The organism is Pedobacter sp. N23S346 (genome assembly GCF_048515415.1).
Lineage (GTDB): Bacteria > Bacteroidota > Bacteroidia > Sphingobacteriales > Sphingobacteriaceae > Pedobacter.
Map to the genome: position 1 here is coordinate 84,349 of NZ_JBLYEE010000008.1, position 18,332 is coordinate 102,680.

At 36.5% G+C, this 18,332-nt stretch carries 17 protein-coding genes; 12 read left to right on the top strand and 5 right to left on the bottom strand.

The features are described 5' to 3' along the window. Positions 1 to 28: 28 nt before the first annotated feature. On the bottom strand, positions 29 to 1,252 hold the full coding sequence (locus ACN1CD_RS15090; protein ID WP_419131215.1) for an MFS transporter: 1,224 nt from the start codon (positions 1,250 to 1,252) through the stop codon (positions 29 to 31). Between the two features lie 276 nt (positions 1,253 to 1,528). Between ACN1CD_RS15090 and ACN1CD_RS15095 the strand changes: the two genes are divergently transcribed. Both ACN1CD_RS15095 and ACN1CD_RS15100 read left to right on the top strand, forming a co-directional pair. After that, positions 1,529 to 3,478: an amino acid permease gene (locus ACN1CD_RS15095; protein ID WP_419131216.1), complete on the top strand. Its 1,950-nt coding sequence runs from the start codon at positions 1,529 to 1,531 to the stop codon at positions 3,476 to 3,478. Between the two features lie 60 nt (positions 3,479 to 3,538). Next, a complete protein-coding gene (locus ACN1CD_RS15100; protein WP_419131217.1) occupies positions 3,539 to 3,769 on the top strand; it encodes a hypothetical protein in 231 nt (76 codons plus the stop codon). A 273-nt stretch (positions 3,770 to 4,042) separates the two neighbouring features. On the opposite strand, the gene ACN1CD_RS15105 is transcribed toward ACN1CD_RS15100, so the two are convergent. Beyond that, a complete protein-coding gene (locus tag ACN1CD_RS15105) occupies positions 4,043 to 6,022 on the bottom strand; it encodes a KUP/HAK/KT family potassium transporter (protein WP_419131218.1) in 1,980 nt (659 codons plus the stop codon). Between the two features lie 361 nt (positions 6,023 to 6,383). Between ACN1CD_RS15105 and ACN1CD_RS15110 the strand changes: the two genes are divergently transcribed. From ACN1CD_RS15110 to ACN1CD_RS15150, 9 genes are all read left to right on the top strand, one after another. Beyond that, the gene (locus ACN1CD_RS15110) at positions 6,384 to 6,734 is read left to right on the top strand and encodes a T9SS type A sorting domain-containing protein (protein WP_419131219.1); all 351 of its coding nucleotides are present in this window, start codon (positions 6,384 to 6,386) and stop codon (positions 6,732 to 6,734) included. Positions 6,735 to 6,805: 71 nt separating this feature from the next. Further along, positions 6,806 to 7,417 carry a fumarylacetoacetate hydrolase family protein gene (locus tag ACN1CD_RS15115; protein WP_419131220.1) on the top strand — a complete coding sequence of 204 codons (612 nt, stop codon included), beginning with the start codon at positions 6,806 to 6,808 and terminating at the stop codon, positions 7,415 to 7,417. A gap of 3 nt (positions 7,418 to 7,420) precedes the next feature. Further along, positions 7,421 to 9,154, top strand: a complete 1,734-nt coding sequence (locus tag ACN1CD_RS15120; protein WP_419131221.1) for a M23 family metallopeptidase — start codon at positions 7,421 to 7,423, stop codon at positions 9,152 to 9,154. 128 nt (positions 9,155 to 9,282) lie between these two features. Continuing rightward, positions 9,283 to 9,747, top strand: coding sequence for a thioredoxin-dependent thiol peroxidase (gene bcp, locus ACN1CD_RS15125; protein WP_419131222.1), 465 nt, complete (start codon positions 9,283 to 9,285; stop codon positions 9,745 to 9,747). 56 nt (positions 9,748 to 9,803) lie between these two features. Next, the gene (locus ACN1CD_RS15130) at positions 9,804 to 10,649 is read left to right on the top strand and encodes a transketolase (RefSeq protein WP_419131224.1); all 846 of its coding nucleotides are present in this window, start codon (positions 9,804 to 9,806) and stop codon (positions 10,647 to 10,649) included. 180 nt (positions 10,650 to 10,829) lie between these two features. Further along, positions 10,830 to 11,789 (top strand): transketolase family protein, encoded by a 960-nt coding sequence (locus ACN1CD_RS15135; protein ID WP_419131225.1) that lies wholly within the window; start codon positions 10,830 to 10,832, stop codon positions 11,787 to 11,789. Positions 11,790 to 11,919: 130 nt separating this feature from the next. After that, positions 11,920 to 12,480, top strand: a complete 561-nt coding sequence (locus ACN1CD_RS15140) for an RNA polymerase sigma factor (protein ID WP_419131226.1) — start codon at positions 11,920 to 11,922, stop codon at positions 12,478 to 12,480. Positions 12,481 to 12,513: 33 nt separating this feature from the next. Beyond that, the gene (locus ACN1CD_RS15145; protein WP_419131227.1) at positions 12,514 to 13,170 is read left to right on the top strand and encodes a hypothetical protein; all 657 of its coding nucleotides are present in this window, start codon (positions 12,514 to 12,516) and stop codon (positions 13,168 to 13,170) included. Between the two features lie 65 nt (positions 13,171 to 13,235). Beyond that, positions 13,236 to 13,676, top strand: a complete 441-nt coding sequence (locus tag ACN1CD_RS15150) for a hypothetical protein (RefSeq protein ID WP_419131228.1) — start codon at positions 13,236 to 13,238, stop codon at positions 13,674 to 13,676. Positions 13,677 to 13,704: 28 nt separating this feature from the next. On the opposite strand, the gene ACN1CD_RS15155 is transcribed toward ACN1CD_RS15150, so the two are convergent. The 3 genes from ACN1CD_RS15155 to ACN1CD_RS15165 form a co-directional block, all read right to left on the bottom strand. Further along, positions 13,705 to 16,341: a carboxypeptidase regulatory-like domain-containing protein gene (locus ACN1CD_RS15155; RefSeq protein WP_419131229.1), complete on the bottom strand. Its 2,637-nt coding sequence runs from the start codon at positions 16,339 to 16,341 to the stop codon at positions 13,705 to 13,707. Between the two features lie 10 nt (positions 16,342 to 16,351). Beyond that, positions 16,352 to 17,074, bottom strand: a complete 723-nt coding sequence (locus tag ACN1CD_RS15160) for a GLPGLI family protein (RefSeq protein WP_419131230.1) — start codon at positions 17,072 to 17,074, stop codon at positions 16,352 to 16,354. Positions 17,075 to 17,138: 64 nt separating this feature from the next. Continuing rightward, the gene (locus ACN1CD_RS15165) at positions 17,139 to 17,372 is read right to left on the bottom strand and encodes a hypothetical protein (RefSeq protein ID WP_419131231.1); all 234 of its coding nucleotides are present in this window, start codon (positions 17,370 to 17,372) and stop codon (positions 17,139 to 17,141) included. Between the two features lie 240 nt (positions 17,373 to 17,612). Between ACN1CD_RS15165 and ACN1CD_RS15170 the strand changes: the two genes are divergently transcribed. Beyond that, a complete protein-coding gene (locus ACN1CD_RS15170; protein ID WP_419131232.1) occupies positions 17,613 to 18,320 on the top strand; it encodes a LytR/AlgR family response regulator transcription factor in 708 nt (235 codons plus the stop codon). The last annotated feature ends 12 nt before the right edge of the window (positions 18,321 to 18,332 follow it).

The following is an 18,332-nucleotide window of genomic DNA, read 5'->3' on the forward strand; positions in this document are numbered from 1 at the left end:
TGAAGAATTGACTTAACCATTATTACAATTAAGCAGCTACTTCGTCTTTCTTCCTTGTTTTCATAATTAAAAACATCACCAAAACAGAAAGTAAAATCATCATTAAATAGCTATAACTCAAATTGCGCTCATCTTTTGCAGGGAAGAGATTTACAATTCCATAACTCAGAAACGAAACAATTACATAAGTAATTCCTCCGGTTAAGCCACCTGCAATACCTGCGTTCTTCGGAAATTTGCTCAAACAGAATGTAAAGTAGTTATTGAAGGTATAGCCCGCACCGATATGAATAATAAAGGCGAAGAAAATTAATGAATATAAGTTGCTGATGAAGTTCAGGCTTGCAATCATCAGGATCACAAATACCAGTTGCAAGGCGGAGTTAATGGCAAGCCGGTTAAAAAACGGACGGTTAATCGTCGCTTTGCCAATGAACCCACCTACCATCCAGGCGAAACCCAAAACAAGAGAACTGTAACCTGCTATTACCGGAGAGAATTTCAGTTCGTGTTCAATAATAAATGGCCCGGTCATGTTGTAAACCATTACCATGCAGTAAGCCAGCCCCAACATTACTATTCCCAATGTAAAGCTCGTGGTCTTAATCATGGTGAGATAGATATTCGCAATTTTTTTCAGTTGGAAATCGGTAAAATTTTTCAATGTTTCGCCACTAAAGAGAAATTCGAGCAAGGCAAAAACAAGTGCGAAACCGGCAAGAAAATAGAAGTTTGACTCCCAACCGAAAGCCTTTTGCAAATAGCCACCAACAAATGGCGCAATAATTGGTCCGGTTGACCAGATAATTGAGAACAAACTTAAATAGTGCTTCAATTGATCGCCTTCAAATAAATCGACGAAATAAGCACGTTTTGCTACCACAATGCCACCCACTGTTAAGCCATGAATTACCCGCATTAAATAAATCAGATAAATATTATGGGTAGTCGCGATGACAAGACTTGCAGCAGCAAAAATCAACAGCGCATAAAGGCCTATTTTGTATCTTCCAAAACTGTCTAAGATACTTCCGATAAATAACTGAGAAATACCATAACTGATGAGGAAAATGCTCAGGGTGAGTTGAACCTGAATGCTGCTGACATTCATTTCACCAGCCATTGTGGGTAATGAAGGGATATAAATATCTGTGGCGAAGCCTGATAATGGAATCAAAGCGAAGGCTAAAATCGTCGCTATTTTTTGATTTTTTTCTTTAATATGGTTGATATTGTTTGAAATCGTTTGCATTAGAATAAGTATTATAATCAAACAATTTTCATTTATAAAAATTGGCTTGATTCATTTAAGCTGACAAAAGTATCATTTTAGAACATGGATAAATTATGCAAATCAAATAAAGGTTAATGCTTTTCAAACAATTACAAATTTTTACACTTTACCAATAATGCATTAATTTTGAACTTTGGCACAGGCAAAACAACCACGATTCGAATTTTATATGTTGCTTTAAACGTTTTTAACTGATATTTTTTTAAGTTTGAGGAATACTACAAGCAAACTAAGATGTTCGAAAAGCTATTCAGGAAGAAATCTATTTCAAAGATATTAAAAGATGCAGCAGGCGGCTATGGAGATCATGAAAATACACTTCACAAAACACTTGGTGTACGCGATTTAACTGCCTTTGGGATTGCTGCAATTATCGGTGCCGGAATTTTCAGCACCATTGGTAAAGCAAGTGCAGATGGCGGACCAGCAGTAATTTTCCTGTTTATATTTACTGCTGTAGCTTGTAGTTTTGCGGCTTTTGCTTATGCTGAGTTCGCATCAATGGTTCCGGTTTCGGGAAGTGCATATACTTACTCCTATGTTGCCTTTGGCGAATTAGTGGCCTGGATTATTGGCTGGTCGCTCATTATGGAATATTCCATCGGGAACATCACCGTAGCCATTTCCTGGTCTGATTACTTTACAGGCTTACTCTCCACCATAAAAATCCCCTTTCTTGGCATCAACGGAATTCACGTTCCGGATTGGGCCACCATGGATTATTTAAGTGCTTATAATGGAAATAAACATGCAGAAGCCTTGCTCGCGGCTGGCAAAAGCCTTAACGCACTTGATTCGGCCACTGCTCTGGCAAATAATGCCTGGCTTACTGCACCACAAATTGGAGGTTTTCATGTGGTAGCCGATATCCCTGCGCTGAGTATTATCATCTTAATTACCTGGTTAATTTACCGTGGGATGAAAGAAAGCAGAAATGCCAGCAACGCTATGGTGGTGGTTAAACTAGCCGTTATTCTATTGGTTTTAGCGGTAGGTATCTTTTATGTAGACACCAAAAACTGGGACCCATTTGCTCCGAATGGTGTATCGGGCGTGCTTAAAGGTGTTTCAGCTGTGTTCTTTGCTTATATTGGTTTCGATGCCATTTCTACTACAGCAGAAGAATGCAAAAACCCTCAACGCGATTTGCCCCGTGGAATGATGTGGGCGATTATAATTTGTACGGTTTTATATGTAGCCATTGCTTTAGTTTTAACCGGAATTGTAAAATCTGATACTTTGGCCGTAGGTGATCCGCTGGCATTTGTTTTTGATCAGATTGATTTAAAGTTAATGAGTGGAATTATTGCGGTGAGTGCTGTTTTCGCTATGGCAAGTGTATTATTGGTTTTTCAAATGGGACAGCCCCGCATCTGGATGAGCATGAGCAGAGACGGTTTATTGCCAAAATCATTTTCAAAAATTCACCCAAAATATAAGACTCCATCATTCGCTACGATTGTAGTAGGTTTCGTAGTGGCGATTCCTTCGCTCTTCATGAATTTAACTATTGTAACCGACCTTTGTTCCATCGGCACTTTGTTCGCCTTTGTACTGGTTTGTGCAGGCGTATTGGTACTACAGAATCGTCCGGATGTTCAACGTGGTAAATTTAAAATCCCGTATGTAAACAGTAAATTCATTGTACCAATCGCGTTTATTGCGGCATTGGCATTTGCCTTTACGCAATATGAAAAAGAAACAAAAGCGTTCTTTTTTAATTCTCCAAGAATAGTGACTACGGTAAACTTTGTTACTTCATTAAACGGCGATGAGCTTAAAATAGTTAAAGAAGAGATTGTTAAAAATGCTACACCGCAAATTATGCTCGCCGATAAAGTAGATGCAGAATCCTACCTGAGTGCTTTACCAGGCGATCGTTATGAACAATTTATCTCGACCTCAAAAGTTTCGGTTGAAAAGAAATACGAAAGTGGCTGGAGTTTATTTAAACACAAAATACCAATGTGGATTTTCCTCATTATCTGCGTGGTGATCTCCTACTACTGCGTGACGAAAAACCTTTCCTTGATTCCGGTTTTAGGTTTAATCAGCTGTTTATACATGATGTGCGAACTCGGAATTTCGAATTGGATAGGTTTTGGAATCTGGTTGGTTATCGGCTTGGTGGTTTACTTCGCCTATGGCTACAGACACAGTAAGCTGGCTAATCCAGAAGTTTAATTTATAGTTTCGGTCGGTGGGAACACACGACCGATAGAAAGCGGCGTGGTGTCCTTCTATTTGAAAACACTATGCCGGTTTTATCACAATGAAGTTAAAGATATTCAATTTTTTCTTGTCCTGGCCGGACGGGCTTATTTTCTTTTGGCACCAAAAAAAACAAAAGTGCCGGCTCGCAATCTTTCTGTGGAAGTTAGTGGTTGGGCTTGGTCATTGCCATCCCGAAAAATTGACCATGCCGGTCCAAAAGCAGAACGAAGAAACAGTGATTTGGCCTTGCAGGGAGGCTAAGACCATTCCCTCTATCAGTTAGTATCTTCTTAATTGATCACATCATGCTCGGATTTAGTTTCGGTTAGTATCTCACCAACCGAAAACATTATCCTCTAATTTTCATCAAAAATAATGTATTCTATCGCTTCTTAAACACAAAAATAGTCAGTATAATTAACCCTATTCCCGAAAGAATAAGGTAATATTCACTATGTGCCAAACCATTTATTTTTGCTGCTGGCCCTGCAATAAACAAGAGGATAGCAAATACAATTAATAGGTTTCTAAGCATTACACGGCCAATCTGTTAAGTTCTATATCATCTGGTGTCACAAAAATTAATGGCACCTTTTCCACATCCACATAGCTGCTATCCAAACCAAAACTTCGTTCTTCAGATAAACTCAATTTTTTCAGAATGAAATAGTAATCCATAATCTGGCGCTCGTAGAAACTCAGTTTTGTGAATTTTGATAGGTGTTTTTCCAACAATACGAACCTGAAATCTCCTGCAATTTTATGTTTATTTAACGATGTATATTGGCTGGTAATGTCTATTTCACCATTTTTAACTAATTCCTCAACCACTTTACGGTAAAGTAAATTAACTCGCTGCTCTACTCTGAAACCTAACCTAAAATCTATTCTGATTAATTTTCCAGGGATTAAGAATTCAACTTTATAATCCAATGTATAAGGCTCATCCATCACATCTACGTGAACCAGCCAGTATACATCAGCACGTTTTGGCTCTTTTTGTATAATGGAATAGATAATCTTCGATTCTATCTCCGTTTTAAAGTTCGCACTGGTTAAATAAACCAGTTGCGATGAATATTTTGGCACAGATTCATCACTACTCAACTCACTTAAAATCTGATAATAGTCTTCGATTTCTACATATTTAACGAAACGGTTTTTAATCTTCCTGGCCACAAACCAGCTCCACATAATGGTGAAAAGTACCGAACCAATTAATACCGTAACCCAACCACCATGAACAAATTTGGTTAAGTTACTCACTAAAAATGTTCCTTCAATGATGATATAAGTTACAAAGAAAATTAGGATAGAATATTTAGGGAATCTTCGGCTACGCAGGTAGAAACTCACCAAGATAGTGGTCATTAACATGGCTATCGTAATTGATAGACCATAAGCCGCATCCATTCTTTCCGATTCTTTAAACAACAATACGATACCGCAGCAACCAATCCAAAGCATCCAGTTAATCGATGGTACATATAACTGGCCTTTAAAAACCGTTGGGTAAACGATTCTGATTTTTGGCCAAAGATTTAACCTTACGGCTTCAGAGATTAAGGTGAATGAACCACTAATCAACGCTTGTGATGCAATAATCGCAGCCATTGTGGCCAGGATAACCATTCCGATTTGGAACTGGTCTGGAACGATCATAAAGAACGGATTCATTTTGGCACCCGGTAAAAAGTTACCAGAGTTTTGAAGAATCCAAACACCCTGCCCTAAATAATTCAGGATTAGCGTCAGTTTTACAAAAATCCAGCTGATGCGAATGTTATTTCTTCCGCAATGACCCAAGTCTGAATATAAGGCTTCAGCACCGGTAGTACAAAGAAATACACCACCAAGAATGTAAAATGCATTATGATTGGTTACCAATAAGTGAATGGCATAATATGGATTTAATGCCCTTAGAATACTTAAATCCTTTATAATAAACAAGACTCCAAGCACGCCCAGAATACCAAACCAAACAAACATCACCGGACCAAAAAGTTTCCCTACGAGGTTGGTTCCAAACTGCTGTATAATAAACAGCATGGTTAAAATAGTTAATACAATGGGAATAACCGGAACATCAAACTTACTGGTTAGCCCTTCAATTGCCGAAGTTACCGTAATACTAGGGGTAATGATACCGTCTGCCAGAAGCGCACACCCTCCAATAATAGCCGGTACAACCAGCCATTTGGCTTTCTTTCTAACCAATGAGAACAGTGAAAAAATCCCACCCTCACCTTTATTGTCGGCCCTTAATGTGATGATCACATATTTAATGGTAGTTTGGAGTGTCAGTGTCCATATAATACAGGATAGTACTCCTAAAACAACATCGGGTGTTATGGCGCCGGGATTGGTAATTAAACCATTCTTTACACCTAAAATAATTTTGAAAATCGCATTCAGTGTGTAGAGTGGCGACGTACCAATATCTCCAAACACGATTCCTAAACTAATTAGTACCCCACCGGCGGTTAATGCATTAACATTTTTATGATTTGACACTTTATGTTTTTTTAGTGCGGCAAAAGTAAACTATGTATAACAAATTAACAACCAAATTATTGTGTATTTTTAACACTATGAAAAACAATTATTATTGTTAAATTGTGTTAAATTATGGCTTTTAAACAAAATGTTTAATTTCTTTGTTTAAAATTAATACATTTGCTTTACCAATTTGATGAAACTCTATACTAGGATAATGCTACTCACAAAATCATTATGCGCATTGTGCATTGTTTTGTTATGTAGTTTAAATTCCTGGTCGCAAGAAGCTGATAGTGTTCATATTAGCTTGAAGAATAGGACAAAAAAAACAATCAAAGTTCCAGAGATTAAAGCAAATATTCAACCCTACAAACCTATGTTTGGCACGCTTGGATATTCAGGAATGTTTCACACTTATTCTACGGTAACCAAAACTCCAACCATTGCCGCAAGCAAAGAGAGATTACTTACCATCTTAAAAATTTATCCAAATCCAGTCGAAGATCAGTTGAATATTATTTTGTCAATTGCTAAAGATGGCACTCAAACCACAATTAAAATTATAGATTTACTTGGTAACGAGGTGGTAACACTTTCAAACGAACGCTTAAATGCAGGGGAGCAAACTAAAAGCTTCACCATTCCCAGCCGCTTAAATGCCGGCATTTACTTTTTACGCGTATTGGCAGGTTCAGAAAGTCAGGTAAAGCGGATCTCAGTTTTATAAAATCATTTTCTTTTCTATTTTTGGAAAGGTATGAGCGATCTTCATACTTTCGTTTACTTAGAAACTAAAAAATGAAAATTATAGCAATAGGCAGAAATTATGCTGAACACGCAAAAGAGTTAAATAATCCCGTACCAACCTCGCCTGTAATCTTTATGAAGCCTGATACGGCATTATTGAAAGATAACAAACCATTCTACCTTCCTGATTTTTCGGATGATATTCATTATGAACTAGAAGTTGTTTTAAAAGTTTGCAAAGAAGGAAAGCATATTGCTGAAAAGTTTGCTGCAAACTATTATGACGAGATCGGACTTGGCATCGACTTCACCGCTCGCGATATCCAGACTAAACATAAAGAAAAAGGTTTGCCCTGGGAGCTTGCCAAAGGATTTGATAGTTCTGCACCGATAAGTTTATTTTTACCTAAAAGCGATTTCGAAGACTTATATCAATTAGATTTTGAGCTAAAGATTAATAACGAACTGCGTCAAAAAGGCAATACTAAAGATCTGCTGTTCTCTTTCGAAAAAATTATCAGCTTCGTTTCCCAATACATCACATTAAAAAAAGGCGACTTAATTTTTACGGGTACACCGGCTGGTGTCGGTCGCGTAAATCAGGGAGACAAATTAGAAGCCTGGTTAAAAGGCAAACAACTTTTAAATTTTGATATTAAATAACGAATGATTAAAAAACCGATCCTGTACCTATTTAAAATCTCTCTCTTCATTTGTTTTTCCATTACAGCTTACTTCGTTCAGGCGCAACAGATTTTTAGCACGAACAAGTATCCGATTACAGATTTCAGGCAGCCGCTGGATATCACTCCTCCTGCCCTTGCAGGATCGTTTGGCGAAATTCGTGGCAATCACTTCCACTCGGGGATAGATTTCAGAACCAATCAACGCGAAGGTTATCCCGTTTATGCAGTTGCAGATGGCTATATCTCCAGGTTGCGGGTTCAGAACAGTGGTTTCGGACAAGCACTTTACATCAATCATCCCAACGGATTCACTACTGTTTATGGACATTTACAACGCTTTTCGCCAAAAATTGCAACCATTGTAAAGAACTTAGAATACGAAAAAAAAACCTTCGAGATTGATGAATTTCCTGATGCAACTTTAATTCCAGTTCGCAAAGGTGAGATAATTGCCTGGTCTGGCAACCGCGGCAGCTCTGGCGGACCGCATTTACACTTCGAAATCAGAGATACCAAAACCGAAGAAACGATTAATCCGCAGTTTTTCGGCATTAACATTCCAGACAATATTCCGCCGATTATTCATGGCTTATATGTTTACCGCTTGAATGGAAAAACCTTTAATGAATTTACGCCAAAACAGGCTATTGGTATTACTGGCGCAAGTGGAAATTACAAAACTACAGCACCAGTCAGTTTAACAGGAGAAGTTGGTTTCGGAATTGTTGTAACCGATCGTCATAATGGTTTATCAGGCACCAATGGCGTTTACTCCATTCAATTAGAATTAGATGGTAAAATGATCTATACCTCTGCTCTGGAACGTTTTGCCTTCGAAAACAGCAAGGCGATTAATGCTCATATTGATTATCCAACCTACCTCAATACAAAAAGAAGTATTCAAAAAAGCTTTGTAGATCCGGGCAACCCCTTAAAGATTTACAGTGGCTTAATTAATAGCGGTAAAATCAATTTTAACGATGGCGCAGTACATCAGCTTCGCTACATCATCACTGATGCTAAAGGAAATTCTGCTGTTTTACCCTTCACCGTAAACGCTGGAACAGCGCCTGTTTTATTGGCAACAATTCCCTCGGGAACCATTTATCCTTATGGAAAGGTGAACGAATTTAATAATGAAGACATCAAAGTTATCTTCCCCCAGGGTACCTTATATAATGATTTGAATTTCATTTATAAGAAACTGCCGCAACCAGCGGGCAACTCGTATTCTGCCATGCACCAGATCCACAACCGATACACACCGTTACATGTTGGTTTTAATTTATGGATTAAGGCAGATGCGCTTCCAGAAAACTTAAGAAGTAAGGCTTTAATCGTCAGTACCGGAGGATCATCGCAAGGTGGCGTTTATGAAAATGGTTATGTTAAAGCTACGCCGAAAAGTTTCGGCACTTTTTATATTGCTACTGATACCATTGCACCTAGAATAACGCCCGTTAATATTTCAAATGGCAAAAGTATGGCAGGCTTATCAAAAATGACCTTTAGAATCAGTGATAACTTATCCGGAATAAAAAGCTTTAATGGCTATATTGATGGTAAATGGGTATTAATGGAATTCGATACTAAAACAGCTACCCTTTGGCACAGTTTCGATGAACGAACATCAGCCGGAAAGCACAACTTTGAATTGGTAGTAACTGATTTGAAAGAAAACACAAGGCATTATAACATCTCATTTTCAAGATAAAATTGATGTTTTGTCATAAAAGTTCGCTAAAACAAATCAAAGTCATATTTTAATTGGAGATAAACACGATAATAACTTAAACTGTTTAACTTGCAAAAACAAAGATTTAAAATCAATCATTTTAATATATGGTAGCGTTAACAGAAGGTGATCAGGCACCTGCAATTACATCTAAAGATCAAAACGGCAACGAAGTATCCTTAAATGATTTTAAGGGCAAAACCGTAGTTTTATATTTTTATCCGAAGGATGATACCCCGGGTTGCACAGCAGAAGCTTGCGATTTCAGGGATAATTATCAAGGTTTACAGGCGAAGGATATTGTGGTTTTGGGTGTAAGTGTTGATGATGAAAAATCTCACCAGAAATTTATAACCAAGCATAGTTTGCCCTTTACCTTACTGGCCGATACTGATCAGAAAATTGTAAATGACTATGGCGTTTGGGCCGAAAAAAACATGTACGGAAAGAAATATATGGGTACAGTCCGTACTACTTTCATCATTAATGCAGATGGAAAAATTGCTCACATTATAAAGAAAGTTGACACTAAAAATGCAACACAACAAGTACTCGATTTAATCAATAACTAATTATGATATGGCAAGTAAAATATTAACTTTGCTATATAACAACAACCTCGTATTTAATGAAACATACAATTAAAGAGCTAGAAGATATTGCCTCGCAAGTTAGACGAGATATCGTAAGAATGGTTCACGGATGTCAATCTGGTCACCCAGGCGCTTCGCTTGGATGTGCAGATTTTTTTACAGCCTTATATTTTGAAGTATTGAACCACAAAACAGACTTCACCATGGAAGGTGCCGGAGAAGATTTATTTTTCTTATCAAACGGGCACATTTCTCCGGTTTGGTATAGCACATTGGCACATGCTGGTTATTTCGATAAAAGTGAATTGGCAACTTTCCGTAAGTTAGATTCTAGATTACAAGGTCACCCAACTACACACGAGCATTTACCAGGAATCCGTATTGCATCTGGTTCATTGGGTCAGGGATTATCTGTTTCTATTGGTGCAGCTTTAGCTAAGAAACTAAATGGCGATAACTCTCATATCTTCGTTTTAATGGGCGATGGAGAATTACAGGAAGGCCAGAACTGGGAGGCAGCCATGTTTGCTCCATTTAACAAAGTTGACCATTTAATTGCTTCTGTTGATTATAACGGACAACAAATTGACGGACCTACCAGCAAAGTATTGGCATTGGATGATTTACAGGCTAAATTCGAAGCTTTCGGATGGCATGTAATTAATACCGATGGTAATGATATGCAAGCCATTGTTGAAGGTTTACATTATGCTAAAACCTTAACAGGAAAAGGCAAACCAATCTTAAACTTAATGAGCACGCAAATGGGTGCTGGTGTAGATTATATGGTAGGAAGCCACAAATGGCATGGTACAGCGCCAAATGATGAGCAATTGGCTTCAGCATTAGCACAATTACCAGAAACTTTAGGGGATTACTAACCCCCTAGCCCCCTAAAGGGGGAATAACAGCAGGATGTAAGAAAATAGATTTATACGTCTTACCCTGAATAGGGAATATAACCATTTAATTTTAATAACAAATAAAGCCCCTTTAGGGGTTTGGGGTATGCAAACCTGCTAAGCAAGCTTGAACACCTTTAAATATAAAATAATAAGCTCGTGAAAAAATACACATATACAGAGAAAAAAGATACACGTTCGGGATTTGGAGCTGGCTTACATGAGGCAGGAAAGAAAAACGAAAATGTGGTTGCTTTATGCGCCGACTTAGTTGGATCGCTTAAAATGGATGCTTTTATCAAAGATTTTCCGGAGCGTTTTACACAAGTTGGTATTGCAGAAGCCAATATGATTGGAATTGCAGCAGGTATGACTATTGGTGGTAAAATTCCATTTACCGGAACATTTGCTAACTTTTCTACAGGTCGCGTGTACGATCAAATCCGCCAGTCGGTAGCTTATTCTAACAAAAACGTTAAGATCTGCGCTTCACACGCGGGTTTAACTTTGGGTGAAGATGGTGCAACACACCAGATCTTGGAAGATTTAGGTTTAATGAAAATGTTGCCAGGTATGGTGGTGATTAATCCTTGTGATTATAACCAAACCAAAGCTGCAACCATGGCCATTGCAGAATATGAAGGTCCTGTTTACCTGCGTTTCGGTCGCCCGGTAATTCCTGTATTTACAGATCCTGATCAAAAATTTGAAATTGGTAAAGCATGGATGGTTAACGAAGGAACTGATGTAACGATTATTGCAACCGGCCATATGGTTTGGAAAGCAATCGAAGCTGGCGAACAATTGGCTGAATTGGGTATCGATGCTGAAATTATCAATATTCACACCATTAAACCTTTGGATGAAGAAGCAATTCTGAAATCTGTTAAAAAAACAGGCTGCGTAGTAACTTGCGAAGAGCATAACAAGTTCGGCGGTTTAGGCGAAAGTGTTGCCCGTTTATTAACTACCGAATTGCCTACACCACAAGAATTCGTAGCAACTAATGATACTTTTGGCGAAAGCGGAACACCAGATCAATTGATGTCTAAATACGGCTTAGATGCGGTAAACATTGTTGAAGCGGTGCAGAAAGTAATCGGCAGAAAAAAAGCGTAATAAAAATTGTAATTGGTAGAGGAAAATAGGAAATGGGAAATAGATACATCTGTTATTTATAGTCCATTTTCTATTCCCTACTATCTACTCGCTATTCTCCACTATATATTCCAAGTCCCTGTAGCAATAAATGAAACAAGTTGAAGATTCTGAAATTCTCGCCCTGTTCGCTGTCGAGAAAACCCGCAATGAAGCTTTCAATTTGCTTTTAAAAAAATATCAGCAGAAAATCTACTGGCATATCAGGCGAATGGTGCTCAACCATGATGATTGTGATGACCTCTTGCAGGAAGTTTTCGTTAAGGTTTGGAAAAATCTGGATAAATTCAGAAACGACTCACAACTTTACACCTGGATTTACCGAATTGCAACGAACGAATCTATCACTTTTCTGAACAAGCAAAAGCTAAAGAACAATACTTCTCTGGATGAAGTATCGTCAGAATTGGCTGAAAATCTTGTGGCTTCCTCTTATTTTAATGGCGATAAACTGGAGTTAAAACTGCAAAAGGCTATTCTTACACTGCCTGAAAAGCAACGGTTAATCTTCAATATGAAATATTTTGATGACTTGAAATATGAAGAGATTTCGCAGATTCTTGGAACTTCAGTTGGTGCGTTAAAAGCATCATTCCATATTGCCGCAAAAAAAATTGAAGCTTTTATCACAAATGATGAAATAGACTATTAAACCTTTTCACATTAATTGTATCATATAACTGTGATGAATGAGAATATAGAAAATAACGATTGGACAAAGGATGCTCCTGCCCTGGCAGCAATGCAAAAGCGCAACCCTTTTATGGTTCCAAATGGATATTTCGATAGTGTTGAGGCGCACGTAAAATCAGCCACTTTTATAAGCGGGCTGAACAAAAAAATAAATGAGGGCGGTTTTAAAGTTCCGCAAGACTATTTTGAGAACCTATCGGAACGTATTGAAACCAATATTCTTTTAGCAACACTTCCAAAAGCAGAAAATACTTTCGCCGTTCCGGTAAATTACTTTGATACTTTGCAGGATAAAATCACGAACAAAATTGCGGCTGAGCATCCTAAAAATGTTGCTAAAATTATTCCACTCTGGAGAAGAAACATCGTTAAATATGCCAGTGCAGCGTGTTTTGTTTTGATTGCATCTTTTGGTGCTTATTTTTATCAGAATAGTTCACCTAACATTCCAGCAGCGCAGACTCAAACTGCAGAACTGGCGAATGAACAGCTCCTATATGATATTGATGAAAGTACTATTATAGAACATTTAGAAACACAAAACACTACTACAGTAAATAATACTTCTGCGTCAGATACAGAAATGGAAAACTATCTTTTGAGTAATTTCTCTTCGAGTGATTTATCTCATGAGTTAAACAATTTATAAAAACCTGATGATTAATAATTATAGTATTCATCTTGTCTTTACATCCTGTAAAAAATCAACTTAAAATGAAAAATTTACTTTTCGCTTCATTAATCTTTCTATTGCCTATAACACTATTGGCTCAAAAGCCTAAAAATGAAGAAATAGAATCTCTAAAAATTGCCTTCTTTACCCAAAAATTAGCGCTTTCTCCTGAAGAGGCTAAAGTTTTCTGGCCGATTTATAATGATATGCAAAGCGAACAAAATGCATTACGCAAAGAACGCATGCAAAAAATGATCTCTTATAGAAAAACAACTGAGATTGATAACTTAACTGATACCCAGGTTCAGAGTTTAATCACAAGTGAGTTTGATTTTAAACAACGAGATCTTAATCTGGATAAAAAATATTATAATAGATTTAAATCAAAGTTACCCATTAAAGTGGTTGGTAAGTTTTACAGAGCCCAGGAAGGATTTAAACGTGAGTTGCTTAATAAATTCAGGGGTGGAAAAAGGGATTAGGGATTTAATTATTCTTTAGATAAAGTATCTAAAACTGATAGGAAACACCAAAGCCTACAAATCCTGATAACCTACTGATTACATCAACCGAAAACATATTATTACTGGAAGAAATTTCTATAATTTCTGGGTTATTCATATTCAAAATATTCACACCCTCTACCCAATATTTAAATTTAGAACCTTCCTTGTTATAAGCAAGCTTAATCCCCAGGTTATAGAAATCTCTGCTGGAGCCACTTGCTTTAAAGATTTCATAAGTGTTGTTGATGTAGTATCTTAATTTTTGATTAATACGCCCGTTTATATTAAGTAAAGGGCTTAATCTCCTAATCTCATTTCTACTGTTAAATAAGCTATAAACTGATTTTTGATAGGAATAAAACAAACCAGCTTCATAATTAAAAACAGGACTTTTGAAATTACTATTTATGGTGCTTCTGATCGTAAAAATGTTTGTTTCAGTGCTATTCTGCAAATCATTAATAAAATTATAATTCTCGGCATATAAATGATTGGCATTTAACTTAAATTTGCTGTCCAGGCTGCTTATTCTTTGCTCAAAACTGATACTGGAATTCCATGAATTGTATTTCGGAGAAATCGTATTTTGAATTTCATTATAGTCTAAATTACTATTAGTATTGGTGGTAATAGACTGGTCTGCTCTGGTTATTGAGCTGTTAGCCATAAGAACTGTTCCACTATACAAATCAAATTTAAAATAATTAGCAGAAAATATATTTTGATTAAATATTTCACTGTAACGCAATTGACTCGGCAATACTAGGTTTCTAAAATCACTTGCATAAGAAAACTCATTTACTTGTTCAATTTTTGGAAAATCGAGCGTTCTATTATAAGAAAAGGTTAGATTATGGGTTTGAGAAAAGGCCATTTTAAGCTGTGCCGTTGGCAGAAATTGGAAGACATCTTCTCTTTCATTTCCACTCCGGATAATGGAATTTCTTATCTCAGCTTTTAAACGATATTGAAATAAGCCTGTTTTTCTCATGATGGAAGCATCAAGAAAAGTATAATCGAGATTGGTTTTAGTTCGATTTTCAAAGGTATTATCTAAAGCATTTTCGACCGAAAATCGATTATTTATGGAAAAGAAACCTGCATTTAACCTGAAGATATGGGCCTTTATTCTTTGCGTGTACTTTGCGAACAACCCGGTTTCATCCTTATCGATATTTTTTTCCTGAAACAGTGAAGAAACTGATCGATCATAAATTTGCCGGTTACTGGATAAACCATAATCATCATCTTGTTGCTTAAATTCCTGAAAGGCATTAAATGACAACAGCTTATTATTTGCTACACGAATGATATAACTGAATTGATGACCAAGGGTGTAATTAAACCGATTGTTTTTTTCGTTATTAAAAAAAGTATCAGCCATCATTTCCGTGTTTGTATACCTGCTTCGTTCTGTTTCGCTCGGATCGAAAATAACAGAATAATTTAAAAGGGTGTTTTTATTAGGCTTATAATCAATATTTGCTTTAGTTTGATTGAAGAAAAAATGATTAACAGCTAATTGGCTGTCCTTAGTAGAAATGGGTTGGCCGAGCGTAAACAGGCTTTTAGTGGAAAGAACACGCTCATTTGACCTGGTAAAATTAAAAATACTAAAGCCATTAACACTCATTTTACTGGTTGCGTTGTAAGCAAAATCGAAAGAAGCAAATTCTGACTTCTTTGTTTTAACATTATTGTTTTGCACCAGAAAATCAGGAATTGAAGGTAAGTTGATGATGCTTGATAATGCGACATCATTATTTCGAAGATCTTCCTTAATACTTTTGCTCATGCTGATATAATCTTTTAGGGATAAAGCCTGCTCTCCGGTATTATTCAAATCAACAATCGCAGTAACATTGGCTTTTACCCCGAACCTAAACAAATTGCTATGTACCTTATACCTTTCTTTATGAGCTGCGTATACATCTCCATTTCCAGTAATTTTCCCCAGGTATGCTTTTTTGATCTTTATATTCAGTGCTGTTTTATCGCTACCTTCTATGTCTTTTATCGCCGAGAAACTTTCATAATTGTTTAGTAAATCAATTCCCTCCAGCATTTCTGCATTAATATTCTCGGTTGCCATTTGATGATTATCCCCAAAAATCTTTTTCCCATTAACCATTAGATCATTGATCACTTTCCCATTTGTGGTGATTTTTCCATCATCGTTTATTTCAAGCCCAGGAAGCCGTTTAATCACATCCTTTAATTTTTGCTCGTTACCTGTAGTTAATGCTTTGAGATTGTAGCTAATGGTATCTCCGCTTTGACGTGCTGCTGCTGATTGTGAAATAATATTCACCTCTCCAAGAGCAGTCTGAGATTCTTTGAGGATAATCTTTAGATCATTATTACTCCCAGCTTTTAATTGAAGTTCACGTTTTTCCTTTTGGAAGGATAGGTGACTAATTTCCAGAAAATAGACTCCTGGATTTATAAACGAAAGTTCGAATTTTCCTTTGCCATCTGTACTGGAATAAGAAACTACTTTACCAGATGCAGAGGCTGTTATTTGCACACTTGCGGCAAATATTGGTTGATTCAGACTATCCTGAACAATACCCCTGAGAAAATTTTGAGATAGACATAAGTGTGGAACCAGGAATAAGAACACAAAATAGATGTACCTCACACTTAATATTTTAATTACCTAAAGAGTTACCTATACCCTGTTTAAGTTCATTTATTTTTTCAGTTAATATTTTATTGTACTTCTCCTTATTTACTTTTTCTCCTTTGGAGGGTTTAGTAATCGTTAATCCCGATTTATTAGTTACCACCTTCACGGCATGATAAGTTTTCTTTTCTCCTACCAATTCAATAATCAGCCCTGGCAATCCATAGTAATCTTTCGGTCCATCCTGTATAGGTAAATCCGGGGTATACCATGCAATAATATTTTCACCGTTTATTTTAGCAGTGGCTTTTTTCACCTTGTAGGCACCAATGGTTTTGCCTTCATCAGTAATAGTCCAGGCATATTTAGATAGCTGATCGGTCACAAGGAATTTTTTTCCTAAAATATCTGCTTCATGGAGGTATTCATTTGTCTTCTGATTTTTATAAAGGCCTCCGTTATTTTTTCCAATTTCCACCTTTTTAATCTGATCATTATCTTTCAAACCAAGCTCTTCACTTTTATCCGATTCAGGTTCGGCAATGTAAAATGAAACGCCATTATCATAATATAACAGATAATTAGTTGGCTTTGATAAATGTGCTGAAACTCTTTTCCGGGTTTCAGGATCAGTTACATTTTTTAATTGATTTTCTATGTTAGCCCTTTCTTCATAACGAATGATTACAGATTGAGCATTAGCATTAAAACAGATCATTGCTGCCATTATAAAAAAATAGTTCTTCATAAAAAGTAAATAAAATAACGCAGAACAATCTTAATGACTTTCTGCGCTATCAGTTTTTTTGAGGTTAATTAATAATCAGATACACGTGATAGGTGCCTATGTAAACCCCATCAACATATACATCAAATTCTCCTAAATAATAAACATCTTGTGCGCTTGCTTCAGAAGCGGAAAGTGCATTTTCAGAAACAACCATATTGCTGGTTAATTCAATAGTGTTGTTGAGAACAGGTGTAGTGTTTGCCTGAGCAAAAAACCCAACAGTTGCCAAAGCCAATGTAAAAAATAATTTTTTCATCTTTTAATGATTTAAAGGTTTAATATTTAATTAATTACCTCAAACTTCTTCGATAAAAATCCAAAATAAAAATTTCGGCACCAATAACCAAGTAAATGGAACGAACAACAAACGAGGCCGCCCCATCAACATTTTTTTCGATTTACGTAAATTTCGGTTTTGCAAAATTTAAGTTTAAATACTATATTGTGACTTATTAAACTGACACATCCAAAATTAATCTCTCAAACACGAATAAATATGTACACCTGCCTAGCCATTGATGATGAATTTTCTGCCTTAGAAATTTTAACGAGTTATATTGCAGAACAACCCAACCTCAAACTCGTTAAAGCTTACAGCAGCCCTATAGTCGCGCTATCAGAAATAATCAAGCGGACTAAACCTGTAGATATTATCTTTCTGGATATCGAAATGCCTGGCCTGAACGGATTAGAATTGGCAGAACTCATCAAGCATCAAACTAAAAAACTGGTCTTCACAACTGCACATGCTAACTTCGCCATTAATTCTTATGAGCTAAATGCAGATGATTTTTTGTTAAAACCCATTTCACAATCTAAATTTGAACAAGCTACATCAAAGTTATTTTCAAACAATGAAATAACACCCCGACCCGAAAGTGAATTCATGCTAATTAAAAGCAGAGGACAAAGAAATCAATTAATTAAGCTCAAAATAGCAGATACAATCGCAATAGAGGCACAAGAAAAAGGCACTAAAATTTACACCAAAAATGAAGTCATATTTTCTAGTTGTGGTCTATCAGAAATAGCTATTCATTTATCAAATGAGAGGGGTTTTTCGAAAATTCATCGCTCTTTTATCATTGCCGAAAACCGAATAAAGACATTAGAACGTACCCATGTGGTACTCCATAACGACCTCAGAATTTCCATTGGCAGAAAGTATGCAGATTTTTATCATAAGATGACTATTAAAAATTAGATTCATTCCCTT

Excerpts from the sequence above, each read along its gene's own strand:
- ACN1CD_RS15090 (WP_419131215.1), bottom strand. The coding sequence starts at position 1,252 with ATGCAAACGATTTCAAACAATATCAACCATATTAAAGAAAAAAATCAA.
- ACN1CD_RS15095 (WP_419131216.1), top strand. The coding sequence starts at position 1,529 with ATGTTCGAAAAGCTATTCAGGAAGAAATCTATTTCAAAGATATTAAAA.
- ACN1CD_RS15110 (WP_419131219.1), top strand. The coding sequence starts at position 6,384 with ATGTTTGGCACGCTTGGATATTCAGGAATGTTTCACACTTATTCTACG.
- ACN1CD_RS15115 (WP_419131220.1), top strand. The coding sequence starts at position 6,806 with ATGAAAATTATAGCAATAGGCAGAAATTATGCTGAACACGCAAAAGAG.
- ACN1CD_RS15120 (WP_419131221.1), top strand. The coding sequence starts at position 7,421 with ATGATTAAAAAACCGATCCTGTACCTATTTAAAATCTCTCTCTTCATT.
- bcp (WP_419131222.1), top strand. The coding sequence starts at position 9,283 with ATGGTAGCGTTAACAGAAGGTGATCAGGCACCTGCAATTACATCTAAA.
- ACN1CD_RS15130 (WP_419131224.1), top strand. The coding sequence starts at position 9,804 with ATGAAACATACAATTAAAGAGCTAGAAGATATTGCCTCGCAAGTTAGA.
- ACN1CD_RS15140 (WP_419131226.1), top strand. The coding sequence starts at position 11,920 with ATGAAACAAGTTGAAGATTCTGAAATTCTCGCCCTGTTCGCTGTCGAG.
- ACN1CD_RS15145 (WP_419131227.1), top strand. The coding sequence starts at position 12,514 with ATGAATGAGAATATAGAAAATAACGATTGGACAAAGGATGCTCCTGCC.
- ACN1CD_RS15150 (WP_419131228.1), top strand. The coding sequence starts at position 13,236 with ATGAAAAATTTACTTTTCGCTTCATTAATCTTTCTATTGCCTATAACA.
- ACN1CD_RS15160 (WP_419131230.1), bottom strand. The coding sequence starts at position 17,074 with ATGAAGAACTATTTTTTTATAATGGCAGCAATGATCTGTTTTAATGCT.
- ACN1CD_RS15165 (WP_419131231.1), bottom strand. The coding sequence starts at position 17,372 with ATGAAAAAATTATTTTTTACATTGGCTTTGGCAACTGTTGGGTTTTTT.
- ACN1CD_RS15170 (WP_419131232.1), top strand. The coding sequence starts at position 17,613 with ATGTACACCTGCCTAGCCATTGATGATGAATTTTCTGCCTTAGAAATT.